The following is a 17849-nucleotide window of genomic DNA, read 5'->3' as shown; positions in this document are numbered from 1 at the left end:
CGGCGGACCGGCGAAAACGCCGGAAAATCCAGGCCTGCGCGCATGCCGCGGCGAAGGCGCGCGAAATCCATGCGTCGCGCGTATGTGCGCGCAGTCGCATTCATCCCGCTAGCACAGCTTCGATGACACTTGCACGTCGGCCGCGCGCTCAATTAGCTTCGGACGCGAGCGACTTGCAGGGGGTCGCGCGACATGGATCGGCACCGTCCTTGCGCAGCGCGTGCGACGCACGCGCGCCAGCATGGTGCAGTCGCGTCATCGGGGACGTCCTGCATGGGCTTGCAGTCTTCAGCTTGTTTTCTCGTCGTCAGACCGGTAGTCGGCGCAGCGCCCCGACCCTGCGCCCACGCACGCCACGCACGTCCCGCGTTTTCCACGCCGCCCGCGGCGCATGGAAGCGGACGAGCGCGCGCGACGCACATCGCGGCAACGCCGGCCTAGCGCCGCGCGGTCCGCGCTCAGGAAGTCCCGCGGCGGCGTCCCGCACGACGCCCGCGGACCAAGGCCCGACGCTCGACAGGGGATGCGAAGGGGATCATGCGCAACGAAGGATCAAGGAAGTTTGTCATGACTCGCAAAGCACGTTCGATGAAATGGACCGCTCTGGCGCTGGCGACTGCCGTGGTGATCGCCCCGGTCGCCTATTCCGGCGGCAAGCTGCCGGCGTTCAACAAGGTGCCGTCGGCCAAGGCCGCGGCCTCGCCGAAGGCGGCCAAGCTCGCCACCGCCAAGCAAACCCCCGCGGCCACGTCCAGCCGCTTCATCATCACCCGCGCGCCCGGCGCGTCGGCCAAGCTCAGCGCGGCCGCGTTGAATCAGCAGTACGCCAAGGCCGTGTCCGCGCTCGGCGTCGGCATCAAGCCGCTGCGCACGCTCGCCACCGGCGCGCAACTGATCAAGACCGACACGCCGCTCGATGTCGCCGCCACCAAGGAACTGGCGATCGAGCTGATGAAGAACGATCCGAGCATCGTCGAAGTCGTCCGCGACGAACTCAAGTTCCCGACCATGGTGCCCAACGATCCGGGCTACGCCCAGCAGTGGCATTACAAGAACGGCCCGGGCGGCCTGAATCTGGAACCGGCCTGGGACCTCGCCAAGGGCGACGGCATCGTGGTCGCGGTGCTCGACACCGGCATCACCCCGCACAGCGATCTCAACGCCAACATCCTGCCGGGCTACGACTTCATCGAAGACACCGAAGTCAGCGTCGACGGCGACGGCCGCGACGCGGATCCGAACGATCCGGGCGATTGGCACGACGGCTCGTGCAACATCTTCGGCATTCCCGAGGACAGCAGCTGGCACGGCACCCACGTGGCCGGCACCATCGCCGCGGTGAGCAACAACGGCGTCGGCGTGGCCGGCGTCGCGCCGAACGCCAAGGTGCAGCCGGTGCGCGTGCTCGGCCGCTGCGGCGGCTACACCTCCGACATCATCGACGCGGTGACCTGGGCCTCGGGCGGCAGCGTCGCCGGCGTGCCCGACAACGCCACTCCGGCCGAAGTCATCAACCTCAGCCTCGGCGGTTCGGGCGCGTGCTCGGCGGCCGAGCAGACCGCGTTCGCCGCGGCCCGCGCGCGCGGCACCACGGTGGTCATCGCGGCCGGCAATTCCGGCGGCGACGTGGCCAACTTCTCGCCGGCCAACTGCGACAACGTGATCGCGATTTCCGCGGTCGGCCCGACCGGCGCGCTGGCGAGCTACTCCAACTTCGGCAACAAGATCGACGTCGCCGCGCCCGGCGGCTCGGGCGCGCAGCCGGCGGCGGACAACATCCTGTCGACCTTGAACCTGGGCCTGCAGGGCCAGGAAGGCGAAGGCTATGCGTGGATGGCCGGCACCTCGATGGCGTCGCCGCACGTGGCCGGCGTGGTCGCGCTGATGCAGTCGGCGGCTTCCACGCCGAAGACTCCGGCGGAAATCGAGAAGATCCTGGTCAACACCGCGCACGTCGGCGGCCAGCCGGGCGGTTGCAGCTGGAGCAACTGGTGCGGCTCGGGCATCGTCGACGCGCGTTACGCCGTCGCCGTCGCCAAGGGCACCGAGGCGCTGCCGCCGGATCCGCAGGCGCCGGAACCGGAACCGGCGATCGAGCTGGAGAACGGCGTCACCGTGACCAACATCGAGGTCGGCGCCAACGGCATCCTGCGCTATCAGCTGCTGGTGCCCAACGGCGCGTCGAACCTGCTGTTCGCGCTGTACGGCGGCACCGGCGATTCGGACATCTACGTCAAGTACGGCGCCGAACCGACCAGCACCTCCTACGACTGCCGTCCGTTCACCTCGTCCAACAACGAGACCTGCTTCTTCCCGACCCCGAAGGGCGGCGTGTGGTACGTGCAGGTCAAGGGCTACCGCGCTTCGGCCGGCATGTCCCTGTACCCGAGCTTCGTCGACGCGAACTATCCGCGCCGTCTCGACGCCAAGGCCAGCGCGCAGGCCAACCACCGCACCTCGGTGAACCTGTCGTGGGAGAAGGGCAAGAAGAACATCGACATCTGGCGCAACGGTGCGATCCTCAAGACGGTTCGCAACACCGGCGCCAATACCGATACCTTCCGCATCATCGGCAGCGGCACCATGAGCTACAAGGTGTGCAACAACGGTACGCAGGAATGCGCCGATCCGGTCGAGATCACCTACAACTCGAGCCGCTGATCGCAGCGCGGTAATCCGCGAAGGGCCCGGTGCGCCGGGCCCTTCGTGTTTGCGGCGACGCAGGCGGTGGAAGTCGCCGCGAATCCAGGGCGCCGGGAACTTGCGCGTAGCCGCGCACTCCATTGAACTCGTCGACTGCCGATCCATCGCGTTCCGTCGCCTCGCACTTCGCTCTATCGCATCTCGCTCCAACGCACGCAGCCCCATCGCAAGTCGCCCCTCGCAAACCGGCCGCACCGCACGGCGACTCGCCGCACGCGCCGCGCCGCTCGCATCGTTCCCCCGCATCGAACCGCCCGCGCCACCCCGTTTTCTCGCAGCCCCGTCCAGCGGAGACTCCATGCGCATCGCCCGCACCGATCGAACCCACAACATCCGAACCGCCCGCTCCGGCCTCCTCGCCGGCGCCGCCCTGCTCGCCGCCCTCGCCGGCCTGAGCGCCTGCAACCGCGACCCCGCGCCGGCCACCGACGCCGCGCCCGCCGCCGACAGCGCCGCCGCGCCGGCGCCCACGCCGATTCCGCCGGTCGAAGCCAAGCTCGGCCTGGCCAACAACAACGGCGCGATCCGCTACGACGGCCGCGTCGACAGCGAAGCCACGCACAAGGCGCTGAGCATCGCGCTGACTCAGGCCTACGCCGGCCAGATCGCCGGCGACCTGGAAGTCGGCAAGGCGGTCAAGCCGGCGCCGTGGCAAGACAAGCTGCCGCAGTTCGTCGCCGCGCTGACCATGCCCGGCGTCGCGGTCACCTTCGAAGGCCAGAGCGTCGAGCTCAGCGGCCAGGTCAACGACGCCGACCGCGCGCTGCTGCTCGAGAAGGCCAAGACGCTGTTCCCCGGTTTCCGCTACGGCGGCCTGTTCGAGGGCGTCGGCGGCGAGGCCGCGTCCAGCGACGCCGCGGCGCAGGCGCTGGCGGCGCTGGTGCCGGGCAAATCCGGCGCCGGCGACATCGTCCAGGCCTTGAACAAGATCGAGGTGCGCTTCGAGGAAGGCGGCGCGCGCATCGCCCCGGCCAGCCTCGACATCCTCAGCCGCGCCGCCAAAGCCATGGCCGCCGGGCCGAAGGACGCGCGCTACGAAATCGTCGGCCCGGGCGGCGGCGCCGGCCAGCCGACCGACAACGAGGCGCTGTCGCGCCAGCGCGCCGAGGCGGTCAAGGTCCAGCTGATCGTCGCCGGCGCCAACCCCGGCGCGCTCGATACCCGCGGCGAAACCGGGGCGACGGCGACGCCGGTGCGTTTCAATCAGGTCAAATAGCGCCCTGAATCGAACGGGGCGTTCGCCGCCCCGGCCGGCCCGGAACGGCCGAAACTGAACGAAAGCGACAAACGCGGCCAAGGCCGCGTGGTCGCCGCGGCGCCGTCGGGCCGGCGGCAGTCGGTCCGGATCATCGCGATCCCGGCGTGGAACCTCGAACCCGAACCGCGCCCGCGCCCTTGCGGGCCGCGCATTTCCGCGTCCCGCGCCGCGCCGCCGCGCGCCCGTCCCGCCGCCCGCCGCAACGCCCGAGCCAAGCCCCACGGGCCTGCGATGACATCGCCCGCGACGCCCGCCGCATCTTCCGTTGCGCGGATTTGCCCCCATCTTCCCCACTCGATACGCTCCCCTGTTCGCCGTCGCCTTCCGCGCCGGCGACCCTCCCCCTTGCAGGCACCCGATGGCGCTGGACTACATCCGCATCCGCGGCGCGCGGACGCACAACCTCAAGAACATCGATCTCGATCTGCCGCGCGACAAGCTGATCGTGATCACCGGACTGTCCGGTTCGGGCAAGTCCTCGCTGGCCTTCGACACGATCTACGCCGAAGGCCAGCGCCGCTACGTCGAATCGCTGTCGGCCTACGCCCGCCAGTTCCTGTCGGTGATGGAAAAGCCCGATGTCGACCACATCGAAGGCCTGTCGCCGGCGATTTCGATCGAGCAGAAATCCACCTCGCACAACCCGCGTTCGACCGTCGGCACCATCACCGAGGTCTACGACTACCTGCGCTTGCTGTACGCGCGCGTCGGCAGTCCGCGCTGCCCGGATCACCACTACCCGCTGGAGGCGCAGACCGTCAGCCAGATGGTCGATCAGGTGATCGCGCTCGATCCCGAACAGCGCTACATGCTGCTGGCGCCGGTGATCCGCGAGCGCAAGGGCGAGCACGCCCAGGTGTTCGAGCAACTGCGCGCGCAGGGCTTCGTGCGCGTGCGCGTGGACGGCACCTTGTACGAAATCGACGCGGTGCCGCCGCTGGCGCTGCGGGTCAAGCACACCATCGAAGCGGTGATCGACCGCTTCAAGCCGCGCGAGGACATCAAGCAGCGTCTGGCCGAATCCTTCGAGACCGCGCTCAAGCTCGGCGACGGCATGGCCCAGGTGATGTCGCTGGACAACGCCGAGGCCGCGCCGCTGCTGTTCTCGTCCAAGTACAGCTGCCCGGTCTGCGATTACTCGCTGCCCGAACTCGAACCGCGCCTGTTCTCGTTCAACTCGCCGATCGGCGCCTGCCCGACCTGCGACGGCCTGGGCGTGGCCGAATTCTTCGACCCGGCGCGCGTGGTCGTGCATCCCGAGCTCTCGCTCGCCGCCGGCGCGGTGCGCGGCTGGGACCGCCGCAACGCGTACTACTTCCAGCTGATCCAGTCGCTGGCCAAGCACTACAAGTTCAACGTCGACACGCCGTGGCAGTCGCTCAGCGCCGCGCAGCAGAAGGCGGTGCTGTACGGCAGCGGCGACGAGCTGATCAGCTTCAACTACATCACCGAGAACGGCGGCCGCAGCCAGCGCAAGCACCGCTTCGAAGGCATCGTGCCGAATCTCGAACGCCGCTACCGCGAGACCGAATCGGCGGCGGTGCGCGAGGAACTGGCCAAGTTCATCAGCCAGCGCCCCTGCCCCGACTGCGCCGGCGCGCGCCTCAACCGCGCCGCGCGCAACGTGTTCGTGGCCGAGCGGCCGCTGCCGGATCTGGTGGTGCTGCCGGTCGACGAAGCGCTGAACTTCTTCAAGACCCTGCAGCTGCCGGGCTGGCGCGGCGAGATCGCGATCAAGATCGTCAAGGAGATCGTCGATCGCCTGCGCTTCCTGGTCGACGTCGGCCTGGATTACCTGACCCTGGAACGCAAGGCCGACTCGCTCTCGGGCGGCGAAGCCCAGCGCATCCGTCTGGCCAGCCAGATCGGCGCCGGCCTGGTCGGCGTCATGTACGTGCTCGACGAGCCGTCGATCGGCCTGCACCAGCGCGACAACGAGCGCCTGCTCGGCACCCTGACCCGCCTGCGCGACCTCGGCAACACGGTGATCGTGGTCGAACACGACGAGGACGCGATCCGTCTGGCCGACCACGTCGTCGACATCGGCCCCGGCGCCGGCGTGCACGGCGGCGAAGTGATCGCGCAAGGCACGCTGCACGACGTGCTCAAGGCGCCGCGTTCGCTGACCGGCCAGTACCTCAGCGGCAAGCGCAAGATCGACATCCCGAAGAACCGCCACAAGCCCAACCCGAAGACCACGCTGCACCTGCGCGGCGCCACCGGCAACAACCTCAAGGACGTCGATCTGGCGATTCCGGCGGGCTTGCTGACCTGCGTCACCGGCGTGTCGGGCTCGGGCAAGTCCACCCTCATCAACGACACGCTCTACGTCATCGCCGCCAACGAGCTCAACGGCGCGGCGCAGACGCCGGCGCCGCACAAGTCGGTGGAGAACATCGAGCTGTTCGACAAGGTCGTGGACATCGACCAGTCGCCGATCGGCCGCACCCCGCGTTCCAACCCGGCCACCTACACCGGCTTGTTCACGCCGCTGCGCGAGCTGTTCGCGCAGGTCCCCGAAGCGCGCGCGCGCGGCTACTCGCCGGGCCGTTTCAGCTTCAACGTGCGCGGCGGCCGCTGCGAGGCCTGCCAGGGCGACGGCCTGATCAAGGTCGAAATGCACTTCCTGCCGGACGTGTACGTGCCCTGCGACGTCTGCCACGGCAAGCGCTACAACCGCGAGACGCTGGAAGTCCTGTACAAGGGCTACAACATCAACGACGTGTTGGAGATGACGGTCGAGGCGGCGCTGGCGCTGTTCGAGAACGTGCCCAGCATCGGCCGCAAGCTGGAAACGCTGATGGACGTGGGCCTGAGCTACATCAAGCTGGGCCAGAGCGCGACCACCCTGTCCGGCGGCGAGGCGCAGCGCGTCAAGCTGTCGAAGGAACTGTCGCGCCGCGACACCGGGCGCACGCTCTACATCCTCGACGAGCCCACCACCGGCCTGCACTTCCACGACATCGAGCATCTGCTCGCGGTGCTGCACCGCCTGCGCGACGACGGCAACACCGTGGTGGTGATCGAGCACAACCTCGACGTCATCAAGACCGCCGACTGGGTCATCGACCTGGGGCCGGAAGGCGGCCACCGCGGCGGCACCATCCTCGCCACCGGCACGCCCGAGCACATCGCGTCCCTGGCGCACTCGCACACCGGACGCTTCCTGGCGCCGCTGTTGGGCATGCCGGTGCCGGGCGAAGTCGGCAGCGACAAGCGCGCCGGCAAGGCCGCGAAGGCGCCCGCCAAGACCAAAACCAAGACCGACGCGCCCGCCGCGCGCGCCAAGAAGAAATCCGCCGCATGAGCGACAGCGACAACGAAAGCCAGCCCAAGGCCGCCAAGGCGGCCGGCAAGAAAACGGCGCCGCGCAAGCGTGCGCCGCGCAAGCGCAAGACCGAAGCGGCCGCGCCCGCGCAGAACGCCGCCGAACACAAGGTTCAAGCCTCGGGCGACGCTACCGCCGCCGCGGCGCCGGTAGCGGCCGCGGCCCGCACGGAAAAGGCCGCCAAGCCCCCGCGCGCGGCGCAGCAGCCCGCTCGCGCGCAGCCGGAACCCACGCGTGCCGACGACGCGGCGCCGGCGCAGCCTCAGCCGCCGGTCGTCGCCCAGTTGGTCGAATCCGTCGCCGTCGCCCCCGCCGCGCTGATCCGCGTGCCGTTGTCGGTGCGCTGGCGCGATCTGGACGCGTTCAACCACGTCAACAATTCCAAGTTCCTCAGCTACCTCGAGGAAGCGCGCCTGCGCTGGATGGTGACCCTGCCGGGCCACGGCATGGACGAGCACGTCGCGCCCGTGGTCGCGGCCGCGCATCTGAACTACCGCCGCCCGATCGAGTGGCCGAACGAGATCGACATCGAGCTGTTCGTCGAACGCCTGGGCAACACCAGCCTGAGCATCGGCCACCGCATCGTCGGCGCCCACGACCCCAGCGCGCTGTATTGCGAGGGCAACGTGGTGATGGTGTGGATCCACCGCGAAACCGGCCAACCGGCGGCGTTGCCGGAACCGGTGCGCGCCGCCTGCTCGCCGCGCTGATCGGTAGCCCCCTGTAGGAGCGGCGCGAGCCGCGACCGCGACAACTCAACTACGCCGAAACTTTCATCGTAGTTGAGTTGTCGCGGTCGCGGCTCGCGCCGCTCCTACAGGGAGAATCCAGACAACGCCTCATGGCGCGGCCTTACGCACCTCGAACTCGCCGAGCAGCGAGCCGCCGTCCTTCAATACGAATTCCACCGCCACCCGACTGCCTTCCTTGAGCGGCGCATGCGGCTGCATCAACATCAGATGCATGCCGCCGGGCTTGAGCACGGCCGCGCCGTCGGGCGCGATGCGCAGTTCCGGCAGTGCGCGCATCTTGCTGATGCCGTCGACGATGCGGGTCTCGTGCAGCGACACGTCGCCGAACGCCGCGCTCTTCGCGCCGACGATGACCACCGGCTGCGCGCAGCGGTTTTCGATCCGGCCGAAGCCGGCCATCATCGGCATCTGCATCGGCGGCAAGCGCACCCAGCCCTCGCGCACCTGCGCCACACAGCCCTTGTTCGGCGCGGGCGATTTCGCCATCGCGCCATTCATCGCCGACGCCGCGGCCAAGCACGCCGCCAGCGTCAACCCCGTTCGGATGCGAGATACGTTCATCGGCCTATCATACCCCCCGGCTATCAAGCCCCGGCCATCAAGGACATGACGATGAACCAGCCGTTGCGCCTGCTCGCTCCCGCGCTCGCCGCGGGCCTCCTGGCCGCCTGCGGCGGCGCCCCGTCCGGCGACCGCGCCGCCGCGCCCGCCGACGGCGCCAAGCCGAACGCCCAGGGCGCCAAGCCCGCCGCCACGCGCGACGGCGCGCTGCGCCTGAGCGTCTACAGCGGCGACTACGAAGCCCTCGCCAACGTCCGCGCCGCCAGCGCCGGCATGCCGGGCTACGCCCTGGTCGCGCGGCCGCTGCGGGTCGCGCTCAAGCGCGGCGCCAACGCGCTGGAAGAAACCCCGCTGCCGCCGTCGATCGACGTCGAAGCCGCGACCCTGACCCCGCGCACGCCCGGCGTCGGCATCGTCGCCCAGCGCTACGTGGCCGCGGTGTCGGGCGCGCAGAACATCATGAGCGGCGCGATCGGCCGCAAGGTGTCGGTCGAACACACCGCCGGCGGCGCCAAGCAGACCGACAGCGGCGTGCTGCTCGCGGCCGGCGACGGCCTCACCCTTGCGCTCGACGACGGCCGGATCAAGGTCGTCCGCAGCTACGACAGTTTCAGTCTGGTCGACAACGACGACGCATTGCCGCGCCAGTCGGCGCTGCAATGGACGGTCGAAGCCACCCAAGCCGGCGACGCCGAATTCGAGCTCAGCTATCCGATGGGCGGCATGGCCTGGCGCGCCGAATACCAGGCCACGCTCGCGCCGGGCGCGGGCTGCTCGCTCGCGCTCGACGGCGCGGCCCTGGTCGCCAACCGTTCCGGCCGCGGCTTCGAGGGCGCGCGCTTGAGTCTGGTCGCGGGCGAACCCAACCGTCAGCGCAATCTGGCGGGGCTCGACGTCGTCCAGGTCACCGGCAGCCGAGTGGCCTACGCCGAAGCAGCGCCCGCTCCCGCGCCGCCGATGCCGCTGGAACGCGCCGCCGGCGAACACCACGCCTACGACTTGCCGCAGCCGGTGACCCTACGCAACGGCAGCACCGAACGCATCGCGCTGTTCCCGCGCAACGACCAGGTCAAGTGCGAGCGCATCTACGCGCTCGACGCCAGCGGCGTGGGCTGGGAGCCGCCGCAGCCGCTGATCGAGCGCAGCTACTCCGGACAGACCGGCGAGCTGCCGGTCATGAACAAGGTCGAATTCGTCAACGATCAGGCTTCGGGACTCGGCCTGCCGTTGCCGGCCGGTCGCCTGCGCGCGTTCGACGGCGGCGATTTCCTCGGCGAATCCACGCTCGACCACACGCCCGCCGGCGCCGACATCAAGCTCGCCCTGGGCAAGGTGTTCGACCTGACCGCCAAGCGCGAGGCCACCGATTTCCGCCTCGACCGTACCGGACGGACGATGACCGAATCGTTCTCGATCGAGATCAAGAACGCGAAGAAGACCGCGGCCACGGTCCGCGTCACCGAACCCTTGCCGCGCTGGAGCGATTGGGAGATCGTGTCGTCCAGCCTGCCGGCGAAGAAGAAGGACGCGCGACACGCGCAGTTCGAGGTGGACGTGCCGGCGCAAGGCGAGACCAAGCTGACCTACACCGTGCGCTACCGCTGGCCCCAGGACGTCAAACCATGAATTGCGTAGAAACCCAGACCCACGGCGACATCGTCGAAATCAAGCTGGCGCGCGCGCCGGTCAACGCGCTCAACCCGGCGCTGTGCAACGCCGCGCGCGAGGCGGTCGAGCACGCCATCGGCCACGGCGCCCAGGGCATCGTGCTCAGCGGCGGGCCGAAGGTGTTTTCCGCGGGCCTGGACGTGCCGTACCTGCTGTCGCTGGGCGATCAGCGCGATCATCTGCTGCTCGCGTGGCAGTCGTTCTTCGGTCTGGCGCGCACGCTGGCTTCGGCGCAGGTGCCGGTGGTCGCGGCGATCGCCGGCCACGCCCCGGCCGGCGGCTGCGTGCTGACGCTGTGCTGCGATTACCGGGTGATGGCCGCCGGCGATTACCGCATCGGCCTCAACGAAACCCAGGTCGGACTGGTCGCGCCGGAAGGCATCCAGCGGCTGATGCGGCGCGTGGTCGGCACCTACCGCGCCGAGCGCCTGCTGGTGGCCGGCGCGATGGTCGACGCCGACACTGCGCTGCGCATCGGCCTGGTCGACGAGTTGGTGGAGATCGACCAAGTCGCCGCGCACGCGCGCGAGTGGCTGCAGCAACTGCTGAGCCTGCCGCGCAGCGCGATGCTGCAAACCCGCGCGCTGGCCCGCGCCGACCTGATCGAGGCGCTGCGCCCCGAGCACATCGAACTCGATCGCTTCGTCGATTCCTGGTATTCGCAGGATACGCAGACGGCGTTGAAGGCGTTGGTGGCGAAGTTAGGCAAGTGAAACAGGAGTTAGCGGATAGGAGTTAGAAGTTAGCGGGAGCAGGCTTTCGCTATCTCCTATCTCCTACTCGCTATCTCCCGCTTCAAAGCAGCCAAACCTCCACCCGCTCATTGCGATACCGCGCCAGCCGATCGCGCGCGCCCGCCACCGCCAGCGCGCTGCCCATGCCGCGCGCCACCCGCACCTTGATCCCGCGCGACACCAATTCCTGCGCGACCAGGTCGGCGCGGTCGTTGCTCATCATCATCGAGGCCATCGGCGAGCCCGCGCTGGCGTCGGCGAAACCGATCACCAGCACGCTGCGGCCGCGGTTCGGCGGCAGGCGCATGAAGCTGCGCAGGCGGTCGAGGTCGCGCACCGCGCGGCTGTCGTAGACGCTGGCGGCGACCGCGCTCTCGCCGGAGCCGGCGAAGTTGAAGCGCAGGCTCAACGGCAGGCGCACCGCGTTCTCGACCATCTGCCGGTATTCCACCGGCCCCAGCGTCACCGGCCGGGCGCGGCCCGGCACCAGGGTCACCGCGACGTGGCCGGCCTGCGCGACCGCGCGCTGGCCGCCGCGGCCCATCGCGTACAGCGCGAAGCTGCGGCTCAGCGCGCCCATCATCTGGCCGCCGTAAAGATACAAGCGCCGGCTCAGCGGATAGTCCTCGCTGAGCACGTCGGTGCGGGTCGGCGCGACCGCGCGGCCGCCGTCGGACACCGCCACCGGGCGCGTGCCGGCGCCGTAGCTCTCGCCGATCGGAATCAGCCCGACCGCGAACGGATCGGCGGCGACCGCGGCGACCAGCGCGCGCGCGTCGGGATGCACCTGCGCCTCGCCGAACGCGCTGCCGCGCATGACCTTGTCGTTCATCAGATCGCGCACCGCGCCGGCGCTGGCGTCCAGATGCAGATGCACCTCGCCGCCGCGGCCGCCGAGTTCGCGCCAATCGCGCGAACGCCCGGAAAACAGCGCGCGCAATTGCTCCATGTCCAAGCGCGCGATCGGATTGGCGCGATTGACCACCACCGCCACGCCGTCGAGCGCGACCACGAATTCCTGATCCTGCGAGGCCAGATCGCCGAGCTGCCAGCCCGCGTCGAGTTCGGCCGCGCTCGGCCGCCGCGACATCATCGCGATCTGCGCGTTGCCTTCGACCAGATCGGCGAAGCCGTGCGCCGAGTCGCTGGCGGCGATCTCCACGATCAGCGGCTGGCCGTCGCGGCTGGCATGGATCTCGGTCAGCGCCGGCCGCGGCTTGCGCACCTGGATGTCGCGATAACCGATATCGCGCAGCCACGCCTGCGCCACGCCCGGCACCAGCGCCTGCGCCAGGGTGTTGGAGCCTGCGACGCGCACCCGCTCGGCCTCCTGCGCGGGCGCCGCGGCGGCGAAGACGAGCGTACAGACCCACAACAGCGACGACACCGCGGCACGCAACATGGCGCGCTCTCCCCTGACGAGCGAATTGCGCGCAAGGATGGGAACGGGATGTGACGGGTCGGTTACGCGACGCGCATCACTTATATAGCGTTATGTAATGCACCGATTCCGCATGGAATGGCGACGGTTTTCTCATGATTCCGGTGCGACTCGGGAATCGTGGCGAGGCCTGTTTGGGAGTCTGCGTTGCCGCGGAAACTCGGCGAACTCCGCCGTCGCCACGCTCACTGAGGCGGATACAGCCGGGGATTCATCGCGGCACGGCGCTGAAGTTCTCGACCTTTTCGGCAACGACGACGCGGGTAAGCGGAATTCACTCGTCCCCGGTCGCCACCGGCCTGCGCGGATCCTCGATCCACCCGCTCCACGACCCGGTGTACAACCCGGCGCCGTCGAATCCCGCATGCGCCATCGCCAGCAAGTGGTGGCAGGCGGTCACGCCGGAGCCGCACATCGCCGCGACCTGCGCAGGCTCGCGCCCCTGCAGCAACGGTGCGAACTCCTGCGCCAGCGCCTGCGGCGACTTGAAGCGGCCGTCTTCGAGATTGAGCGAGAACGCGCGGTTGCGCGCGCCGGGCACGTGGCCGGCGACTTTGTCCAAAGGTTCTACGTCGCCGCGGAAACGCTCGGCCGCGCGCGCGTCGATCAGCAAGCCGCCGGAATCCAGCAGCGAACGCACTTGTTGCGCGTCGAGCAAGCGCTGCGCCTCATAACTGGCCGCGTACTGCGTCGGTTGCGGCGCCGGCACCGCCGCGTCGGTCGGCAAGCCGAGCTTGCTCCAGCGCTGCCAGCCGCCGTCGAGCACGGCGACGCGGCGATGGCCGAGCACGCGCAGCAGGAACCACAAGCGCGAAGCAGCCAGCGCGCCGTCGGCGGCGTCGTAGACCACGACCTGATGCCGCGGCGTCACGCCCCAGCGGCCGAGCGTGGCGACGAAATCGGCCGCGTCCGGCCACGGGTGGCGGCCGCCGCCGGGCTTGCGGTGATCGGACAGGTCGCGATCGAGATCGGCGTAGCGCGCGCCGGGAATGTGCGCGTCGCGATAGGCCTGCTCGCTCGCCGCGCGGTCGCTCAGCGAGGTGCGCGTGTCGATCACGATCAGATCCTCGCGCCCCAGCGCCGCGGCCAAGTCTTCGGCCGAAACCAGGGTGGTCCAGTCGCTCATCGCACGGCCTCCAGGCGTTGTCGCAGGTTGAGCAGCATCGACGCGGTCGCGCCCCAGATGCGCTGGTCGGGCCAGCGGTATTCCAGCACGTGGCGCGCGCGGCCCTTGTATTCCAGAGTGCGGGTGGTGAGGTTGTCCGGCTCCAGCAGGAACGCCAGCGGCACCTCGAACACTTCGGCCACTTCGGCCGGATCGGGCTTGGCGACGTAGGCGGGATCGAGCGTGGCCACCAGCGGCAACACGCGGAAGCCGGTGATGGTCACCAGCGGATCGAGAAACCCCAGCGGCGCGATCAGGGCCGGCGGCACGCCGATTTCCTCGAAGGTTTCGCGCAGCGCCGCGGCGACCGCGTCTTCGTCGTCGGGCTCGATCCGCCCGCCGGGAAAGCTGACCTGACCGCCGTGCTGGCGCAGGCCGTCGGTGCGCCGGGTCAGCAACACCTGCACGCCGTGCGGGCGCGGCACCAATCCGACCAGCACCGCCGCCTGCGCGCGCAGCGCGTTGTCGGGCAGCAGGCCGTGCAGATCGTCGAGATTCCAGCCGTCGTCCTCGGGCGCGGCGTCGAGCGGATGCAGCGCCGCCAGCAGGCGGGTGCGCGCGCGCGAATCGCCGGCGAGGAAGTCGGAACCGAAGTCGTTCGCCGGAGTCGCGGCGTCGCTCACGCGCGGCCCGATTCGCGCTGCGGCAGCACGTGTTCCATCAGGCGCAGGCGCTCGTCGTCGTTCATTTGCGACCAGCGCGCGATTTCGGCGGTGGTGCGGTGGCAACCCAGGCACAGGCCGTCGTCGCCGAGTTGGCAGATGCCGATGCACGGGCTCAGCACTGCGCGGAAAGTCGTCATATCGTCCACCGGGGCCATGCCGCCATTTTGCATCGCGGCGCGGCCGGGTAAAGCCTCGCCGCGAAGACGGGCGCGGCCTGCGAAAAAGCGCGGACGCGGCGATCGCGCGCGGCCGCATCCCCCGCCCCACAAACGACTTGCGCCGGACGAGCCGGCGCAAGTGCGTTGCAGCGGAAAACCAAAACGCCGGTCTTACTTGACGCTGACCAGCTTGATCTCGAACTGCACGGCCACGTTCGGCGGGAACGGAGTGCGCGGGTCGGCGCCGTAGGCCTGGGCGGCCGGCAGGGTCACTTCCCATTTCGAGCCGGCCGGCATCTGCAGCAGCACGTCGCGCATCGCGGCCATTTCGATCTCGCTGACCTTGATCGACGGGATGTTGTTGGCCGGACGCGCCTGCGCCGGACGCTCGCCCCACGGGAACGGACCGGCGACTTCCAGGGCCACGGTGCTGGCCTGGGTCGGCTTGGCGCCGGTGCCGGTTTCGATCACGCGGTACTGGGCGCCGTTCGGCAGCGCCTTCACGCCGGCCTTGCCCTTGTTGGCGTTGACGAAGGCGTCGCTCTTGGTCTTGTTCTCGGCAGCGGCCTTGTCCCACTCGGCCTTGGCCCGCTCGGCCTGACGCTTCTGCATGTTCTGCACGGCGGTGCGCAGCTGGTCGACCGGCACCGAGGGCTGCTTCTTGGCGTAGCCGTCTTGCAGACCCTTGATGATGGTGTTCACGTCGACCTGCTCGCCGCTTTCGGTGGCGTTGCGGCCGAGGTCGTAACCGAGCGCATAGCTAAGCTTGCCCTTCTCGGAAGAAGTGTCCTGCGCGACGGCGTTGCCGGCGGTCAGAGCCAGGGCCGCGACGGCGGCAGCAATCAAACGCAACTTCATTCGATGAAATCTCCGGTAATGGCACGGGGCGACCTGCGCCGCCCCGATCAGCTTTAGGGACACCTTCCAATGCCCCGTATGTAGTGTCGCTCGGGTCGTAAGCCCCCGAGTGGACGGGTTAGGATACCGGCGGCAGCGCTTAACCGCTACTGACGCCAGCCCGCTCTGACCGCGCCGCGGGCGCGGAGTTCAACGCCCGTCGCATTCCCCCCAAGCCCCTGAATTCTACGGCCATCACATGACCGAATCGCCCCTGCTGATCGCCGATCGCGGCGCCGTGCGCCAGATCACCGTCAACCGCCCGGACAAGCTGAATGCGCTCAACGCAGCCACCCTGGACGCCCTGCTGGCCGCCTTCGAGGCCGCCGCGGCCGATCCGACGGTGCGCGCCGTGGTCCTCACCGGCGCCGGCCCCAAGGCCTTCGTCGCCGGCGCCGACATCGCCGAAATGAACGGCCTGACCCCGGTCCAGGGCCGCGATTTCTCCTTGCGCGGGCAAAAGCTCATGCGCCGGATCGAAAAAATGCCCAAGCCGGTGGTGGCGATGGTCAACGGCTTCGCCCTCGGCGGCGGCCTGGAACTGGCGATGGGCTGCCATCTGCGCATCGCCGCCGACAGCGCCAAGGTCGGCCAGCCGGAGGTCAATCTCGGCCTGATTCCGGGCTTCGGCGGCACCCAGCGCCTGCTGCGCCTGGCCGGGCGCGCGGCGACCCTGGAACTGTGCCTGCTCGGCGCGCCGATCGACGCGGCGCGCGCGCAGCAGCTCGGCATCGTCAACCGCGTGGTGCCGGCGGCCGAACTGGAAACCGAGACCTTCAAGATCGCCGAGCAACTGGCCGCGTCCGCGCCGCTGGCGCTGCGCGGCGTGCTCGACTGCGTCGCCGTCGGCGGCGAATGCGGGATCGAGGAAGGCCTGGAATACGAAACCGCGCAGTTCGGCCTGATGTTCTCGACCGACGACATGCGCGAAGGCACCGGCGCGTTCCTGGAACGGCGCAAGCCGGCGTTCGTCGGCCGCTGAGCGGATGAGCGCGGACGCCTCGCCGGTGTGCGTGTGCGGCTGCCTCGAGGCGGCCGGCGCGCGCGCGCATGCGATCGCGCGCGCGCTCGCCGGCGACGATCTCGACGGCGCGATCGCGCTCGGCTTGCTCGACCCGGGTTTCGATGCGGACGGCGTTTGCGCCGCGTGCGCGCCCGAGTGCGCGCAACGCAGCCGCGAGGCGCGCGACGCGCGGCTGCGCGCGCTCGCCGCGCGCGAGCGCTACCGCGCCCGCGACCGCCGCCTGCAACGCCGCGCCGAGGAACGCGCGGCGCAGCGCGCGGCGCCGTCCGCGCCCGCGACACAGTCGCAATCGACCGAGCCGGCCGCCGCCGCGCCGGCATCGCCGCCGCGCCCCGCGCTGCCCGGCGGCGCCGCCGCCGCGTTGGCGCGGGCCAAGGCCAAAGCCGCGCAACGCGGGACCGACTGATGCTTTCCCCGCGCGAACCGCGCCGCGGCGCCGGTCCGCACCGCACGTTTTCTTAAGACCCGACCCGCATGCCCAAGAAGACCGCGCCCGCCGCCCGGCCCGCCACGTCCTCCCGCTCCGTCGCCGGCAAGCGCGCGACGAAGAAGACCGCAGCGAAACAAACCGTCGCGCGCGCCGACGACCGGCGAGCCGCCGGCAAGAAGGCCGTGGCGAAGAAAGCCGCCACGGCTAAAACCGTCGCGGCCCAAACCGCCGCCAAGAAAGCCGCCGCGAAGAAAACCGCCGCCGCGCGCCCCAGCGCGCGCGTCGACGCTCCGGTCAAAGAGCGCCCCGGCGCACAGATGAAACCGGCGCAGATCGAAGAAATGTTCGCGCGCCTGCAAGCGCTCAACCCGCACCCGGTCACCGAACTCGAATACGCCACGCCGTTCGAGTTGCTGGTCGCGGTCGCGCTGTCGGCGCAGGCCACCGACGTCGGCGTCAACAAGGCGACGCGCAAATTGTTTCCGGTCGCCAACACGCCGCAAGCCATCGCCGATCTGGGCGTGGACCGGCTCAAGCCGTACATCGCCACCATCGGCTTGTTCAACACCAAGGCGCAGAACGTGGTCGCGCTGTCTCAGCAATTGCTGGAGCGGCACGGCGGCGAAGTCCCGCGCGACCGCGCCGCGCTCGAAGCGCTGCCCGGGGTCGGCCGCAAGACCGCCAACGTCGTGCTCAACACCGCCTTCGGCGAGCCGACCATGGCGGTCGACACGCACATCTTCCGCGTCTCCAACCGCACCGGTCTGGCGCCGGGCAAGGACGTGCTCGCGGTCGAGCACAAGCTGCTCGAAGTCGTGCCGGAGCACTATCTGCAAGACGCTCACCACTGGCTGATCCTGCACGGACGTTACGTTTGCAAGGCACGAAAACCGGATTGCCCGCATTGTGCGATTCGTGATCTTTGTCGCTTCCCGGACCAGACGCCCGGCGAGCCGGAGCCCGTAGCCGTTTGATCGCAAAGGATATTTCGGCAGCAACCTGACAGTTGTAATGGCGTCATCCCGCAGTCACGCCCAAGAAATAAGTCAGTCCTGTCACATTTAC

At 69.7% G+C, this 17849-nt stretch carries 13 protein-coding genes and 1 pseudogene; 9 read left to right on the top strand and 5 right to left on the bottom strand.

Features of this window, described 5'->3' with window-relative positions; translation table 11 throughout:
* Positions 1-567 precede the first annotated feature (567 nt).
* From J5226_RS13540 to J5226_RS25425, 4 genes are all read left to right on the top strand, one after another.
* Entirely contained in the window at positions 568-2661 is a 2094-nt protein-coding gene (locus J5226_RS13540; RefSeq protein WP_215835030.1) for a S8 family peptidase, read from the top strand.
* Positions 2662-3001: 340 nt separating this feature from the next.
* Positions 3002-3919, top strand: a complete 918-nt coding sequence (locus J5226_RS13535; protein ID WP_215835029.1) for an OmpA family protein — start codon at positions 3002-3004, stop codon at positions 3917-3919.
* A 400-nt stretch (positions 3920-4319) separates the two neighbouring features.
* Positions 4320-7268 (top strand): excinuclease ABC subunit UvrA, encoded by a 2949-nt coding sequence (gene uvrA / locus J5226_RS13530; protein ID WP_215835028.1) that lies wholly within the window; start codon positions 4320-4322, stop codon positions 7266-7268.
* Positions 7269-7606: 338 nt separating this feature from the next.
* Positions 7607-7999: a thioesterase family protein gene (locus tag J5226_RS25425; protein ID WP_255323113.1), complete on the top strand. Its 393-nt coding sequence runs from the start codon at positions 7607-7609 to the stop codon at positions 7997-7999.
* A 129-nt stretch (positions 8000-8128) separates the two neighbouring features.
* On the opposite strand, the gene J5226_RS13520 is transcribed toward J5226_RS25425, so the two are convergent.
* Entirely contained in the window at positions 8129-8527 is a 399-nt protein-coding gene (locus J5226_RS13520; protein WP_255322788.1) for a copper chaperone PCu(A)C, read from the bottom strand.
* Between the two features lie 126 nt (positions 8528-8653).
* Here J5226_RS13520 and J5226_RS13515 point away from each other — a divergent pair, with 126 nt between their 5' ends.
* Positions 8654-10228, top strand: coding sequence for a DUF4139 domain-containing protein (locus tag J5226_RS13515; RefSeq protein ID WP_215835026.1), 1575 nt, complete (start codon positions 8654-8656; stop codon positions 10226-10228).
* On the top strand, positions 10225-10983 hold the full coding sequence (locus J5226_RS13510; RefSeq protein ID WP_215835025.1) for an enoyl-CoA hydratase/isomerase family protein: 759 nt from the start codon (positions 10225-10227) through the stop codon (positions 10981-10983). The genes J5226_RS13515 and J5226_RS13510 overlap by 4 nt, the downstream gene beginning before the upstream one ends.
* An 82-nt stretch (positions 10984-11065) precedes the next feature.
* On the opposite strand, the gene J5226_RS13505 is transcribed toward J5226_RS13510, so the two are convergent.
* The 4 genes and pseudogenes from J5226_RS13505 to J5226_RS13485 all read right to left on the bottom strand — a co-directional run bounded on the left by J5226_RS13505 (position 11066) and on the right by J5226_RS13485 (position 15291).
* Positions 11066-12406: a substrate-binding domain-containing protein gene (locus tag J5226_RS13505; protein ID WP_215835024.1), complete on the bottom strand. Its 1341-nt coding sequence runs from the start codon at positions 12404-12406 to the stop codon at positions 11066-11068.
* Positions 12407-12719: 313 nt separating this feature from the next.
* Positions 12720-13571, bottom strand: coding sequence for a sulfurtransferase (locus J5226_RS13500; RefSeq protein ID WP_215835023.1), 852 nt, complete (start codon positions 13569-13571; stop codon positions 12720-12722).
* Positions 13568-14430 (bottom strand): annotated as a pseudogene (locus tag J5226_RS13495) (DUF1289 domain-containing protein). The gene J5226_RS13500 and the pseudogene J5226_RS13495 overlap by 4 nt, the downstream one beginning before the upstream one ends.
* A 174-nt stretch (positions 14431-14604) precedes the next feature.
* Complete coding sequence (locus J5226_RS13485) at positions 14605-15291, bottom strand: FKBP-type peptidyl-prolyl cis-trans isomerase N-terminal domain-containing protein (protein WP_215835021.1); 687 nt, start codon at positions 15289-15291, stop codon at positions 14605-14607.
* Positions 15292-15529: 238 nt separating this feature from the next.
* On the opposite strand from J5226_RS13485, the gene J5226_RS13480 reads away from it, so the two are divergent.
* The 3 genes from J5226_RS13480 to nth all read left to right on the top strand — a co-directional run bounded on the left by J5226_RS13480 (position 15530) and on the right by nth (position 17758).
* Positions 15530-16312, top strand: coding sequence for an enoyl-CoA hydratase-related protein (locus J5226_RS13480; protein WP_215835020.1), 783 nt, complete (start codon positions 15530-15532; stop codon positions 16310-16312).
* Between the two features lie 4 nt (positions 16313-16316).
* Positions 16317-16760, top strand: a complete 444-nt coding sequence (locus J5226_RS25585) for a hypothetical protein (protein ID WP_345778186.1) — start codon at positions 16317-16319, stop codon at positions 16758-16760.
* Positions 16761-17101: 341 nt separating this feature from the next.
* A complete protein-coding gene (nth, locus tag J5226_RS13470; RefSeq protein ID WP_215840421.1) occupies positions 17102-17758 on the top strand; it encodes an endonuclease III in 657 nt (218 codons plus the stop codon).
* Positions 17759-17849: the final 91 nt, after the last annotated feature.

The organism is Lysobacter sp. K5869 (assembly GCF_018847975.1).
Taxonomy (GTDB): domain Bacteria; phylum Pseudomonadota; class Gammaproteobacteria; order Xanthomonadales; family Xanthomonadaceae; genus Lysobacter.
This window is presented reverse-complemented; position numbering and strand designations above follow the sequence as displayed.

Bases quoted from the DNA above. Each gene is read 5' to 3' on its own strand.
- uvrA (WP_215835028.1), top strand. From the start codon at position 4,320: ATGGCGCTGGACTACATCCGCATCCGCGGCGCGCGGACGCACAACCTC.
- J5226_RS13510 (WP_215835025.1), top strand. From the start codon at position 10,225: ATGAATTGCGTAGAAACCCAGACCCACGGCGACATCGTCGAAATCAAG.
- J5226_RS25585 (WP_345778186.1), top strand. From the start codon at position 16,317: ATGAGCGCGGACGCCTCGCCGGTGTGCGTGTGCGGCTGCCTCGAGGCG.
- J5226_RS13505 (WP_215835024.1), bottom strand. From the start codon at position 12,406: ATGTTGCGTGCCGCGGTGTCGTCGCTGTTGTGGGTCTGTACGCTCGTC.
- J5226_RS13500 (WP_215835023.1), bottom strand. From the start codon at position 13,571: ATGAGCGACTGGACCACCCTGGTTTCGGCCGAAGACTTGGCCGCGGCG.
- J5226_RS13520 (WP_255322788.1), bottom strand. From the start codon at position 8,527: ATGGCGAAATCGCCCGCGCCGAACAAGGGCTGTGTGGCGCAGGTGCGC.
- nth (WP_215840421.1), top strand. From the start codon at position 17,102: ATGAAACCGGCGCAGATCGAAGAAATGTTCGCGCGCCTGCAAGCGCTC.
- J5226_RS13485 (WP_215835021.1), bottom strand. From the start codon at position 15,291: ATGAAGTTGCGTTTGATTGCTGCCGCCGTCGCGGCCCTGGCTCTGACC.
- J5226_RS13480 (WP_215835020.1), top strand. From the start codon at position 15,530: ATGACCGAATCGCCCCTGCTGATCGCCGATCGCGGCGCCGTGCGCCAG.
- J5226_RS13540 (WP_215835030.1), top strand. From the start codon at position 568: ATGACTCGCAAAGCACGTTCGATGAAATGGACCGCTCTGGCGCTGGCG.
- J5226_RS13535 (WP_215835029.1), top strand. From the start codon at position 3,002: ATGCGCATCGCCCGCACCGATCGAACCCACAACATCCGAACCGCCCGC.
- J5226_RS13515 (WP_215835026.1), top strand. From the start codon at position 8,654: ATGAACCAGCCGTTGCGCCTGCTCGCTCCCGCGCTCGCCGCGGGCCTC.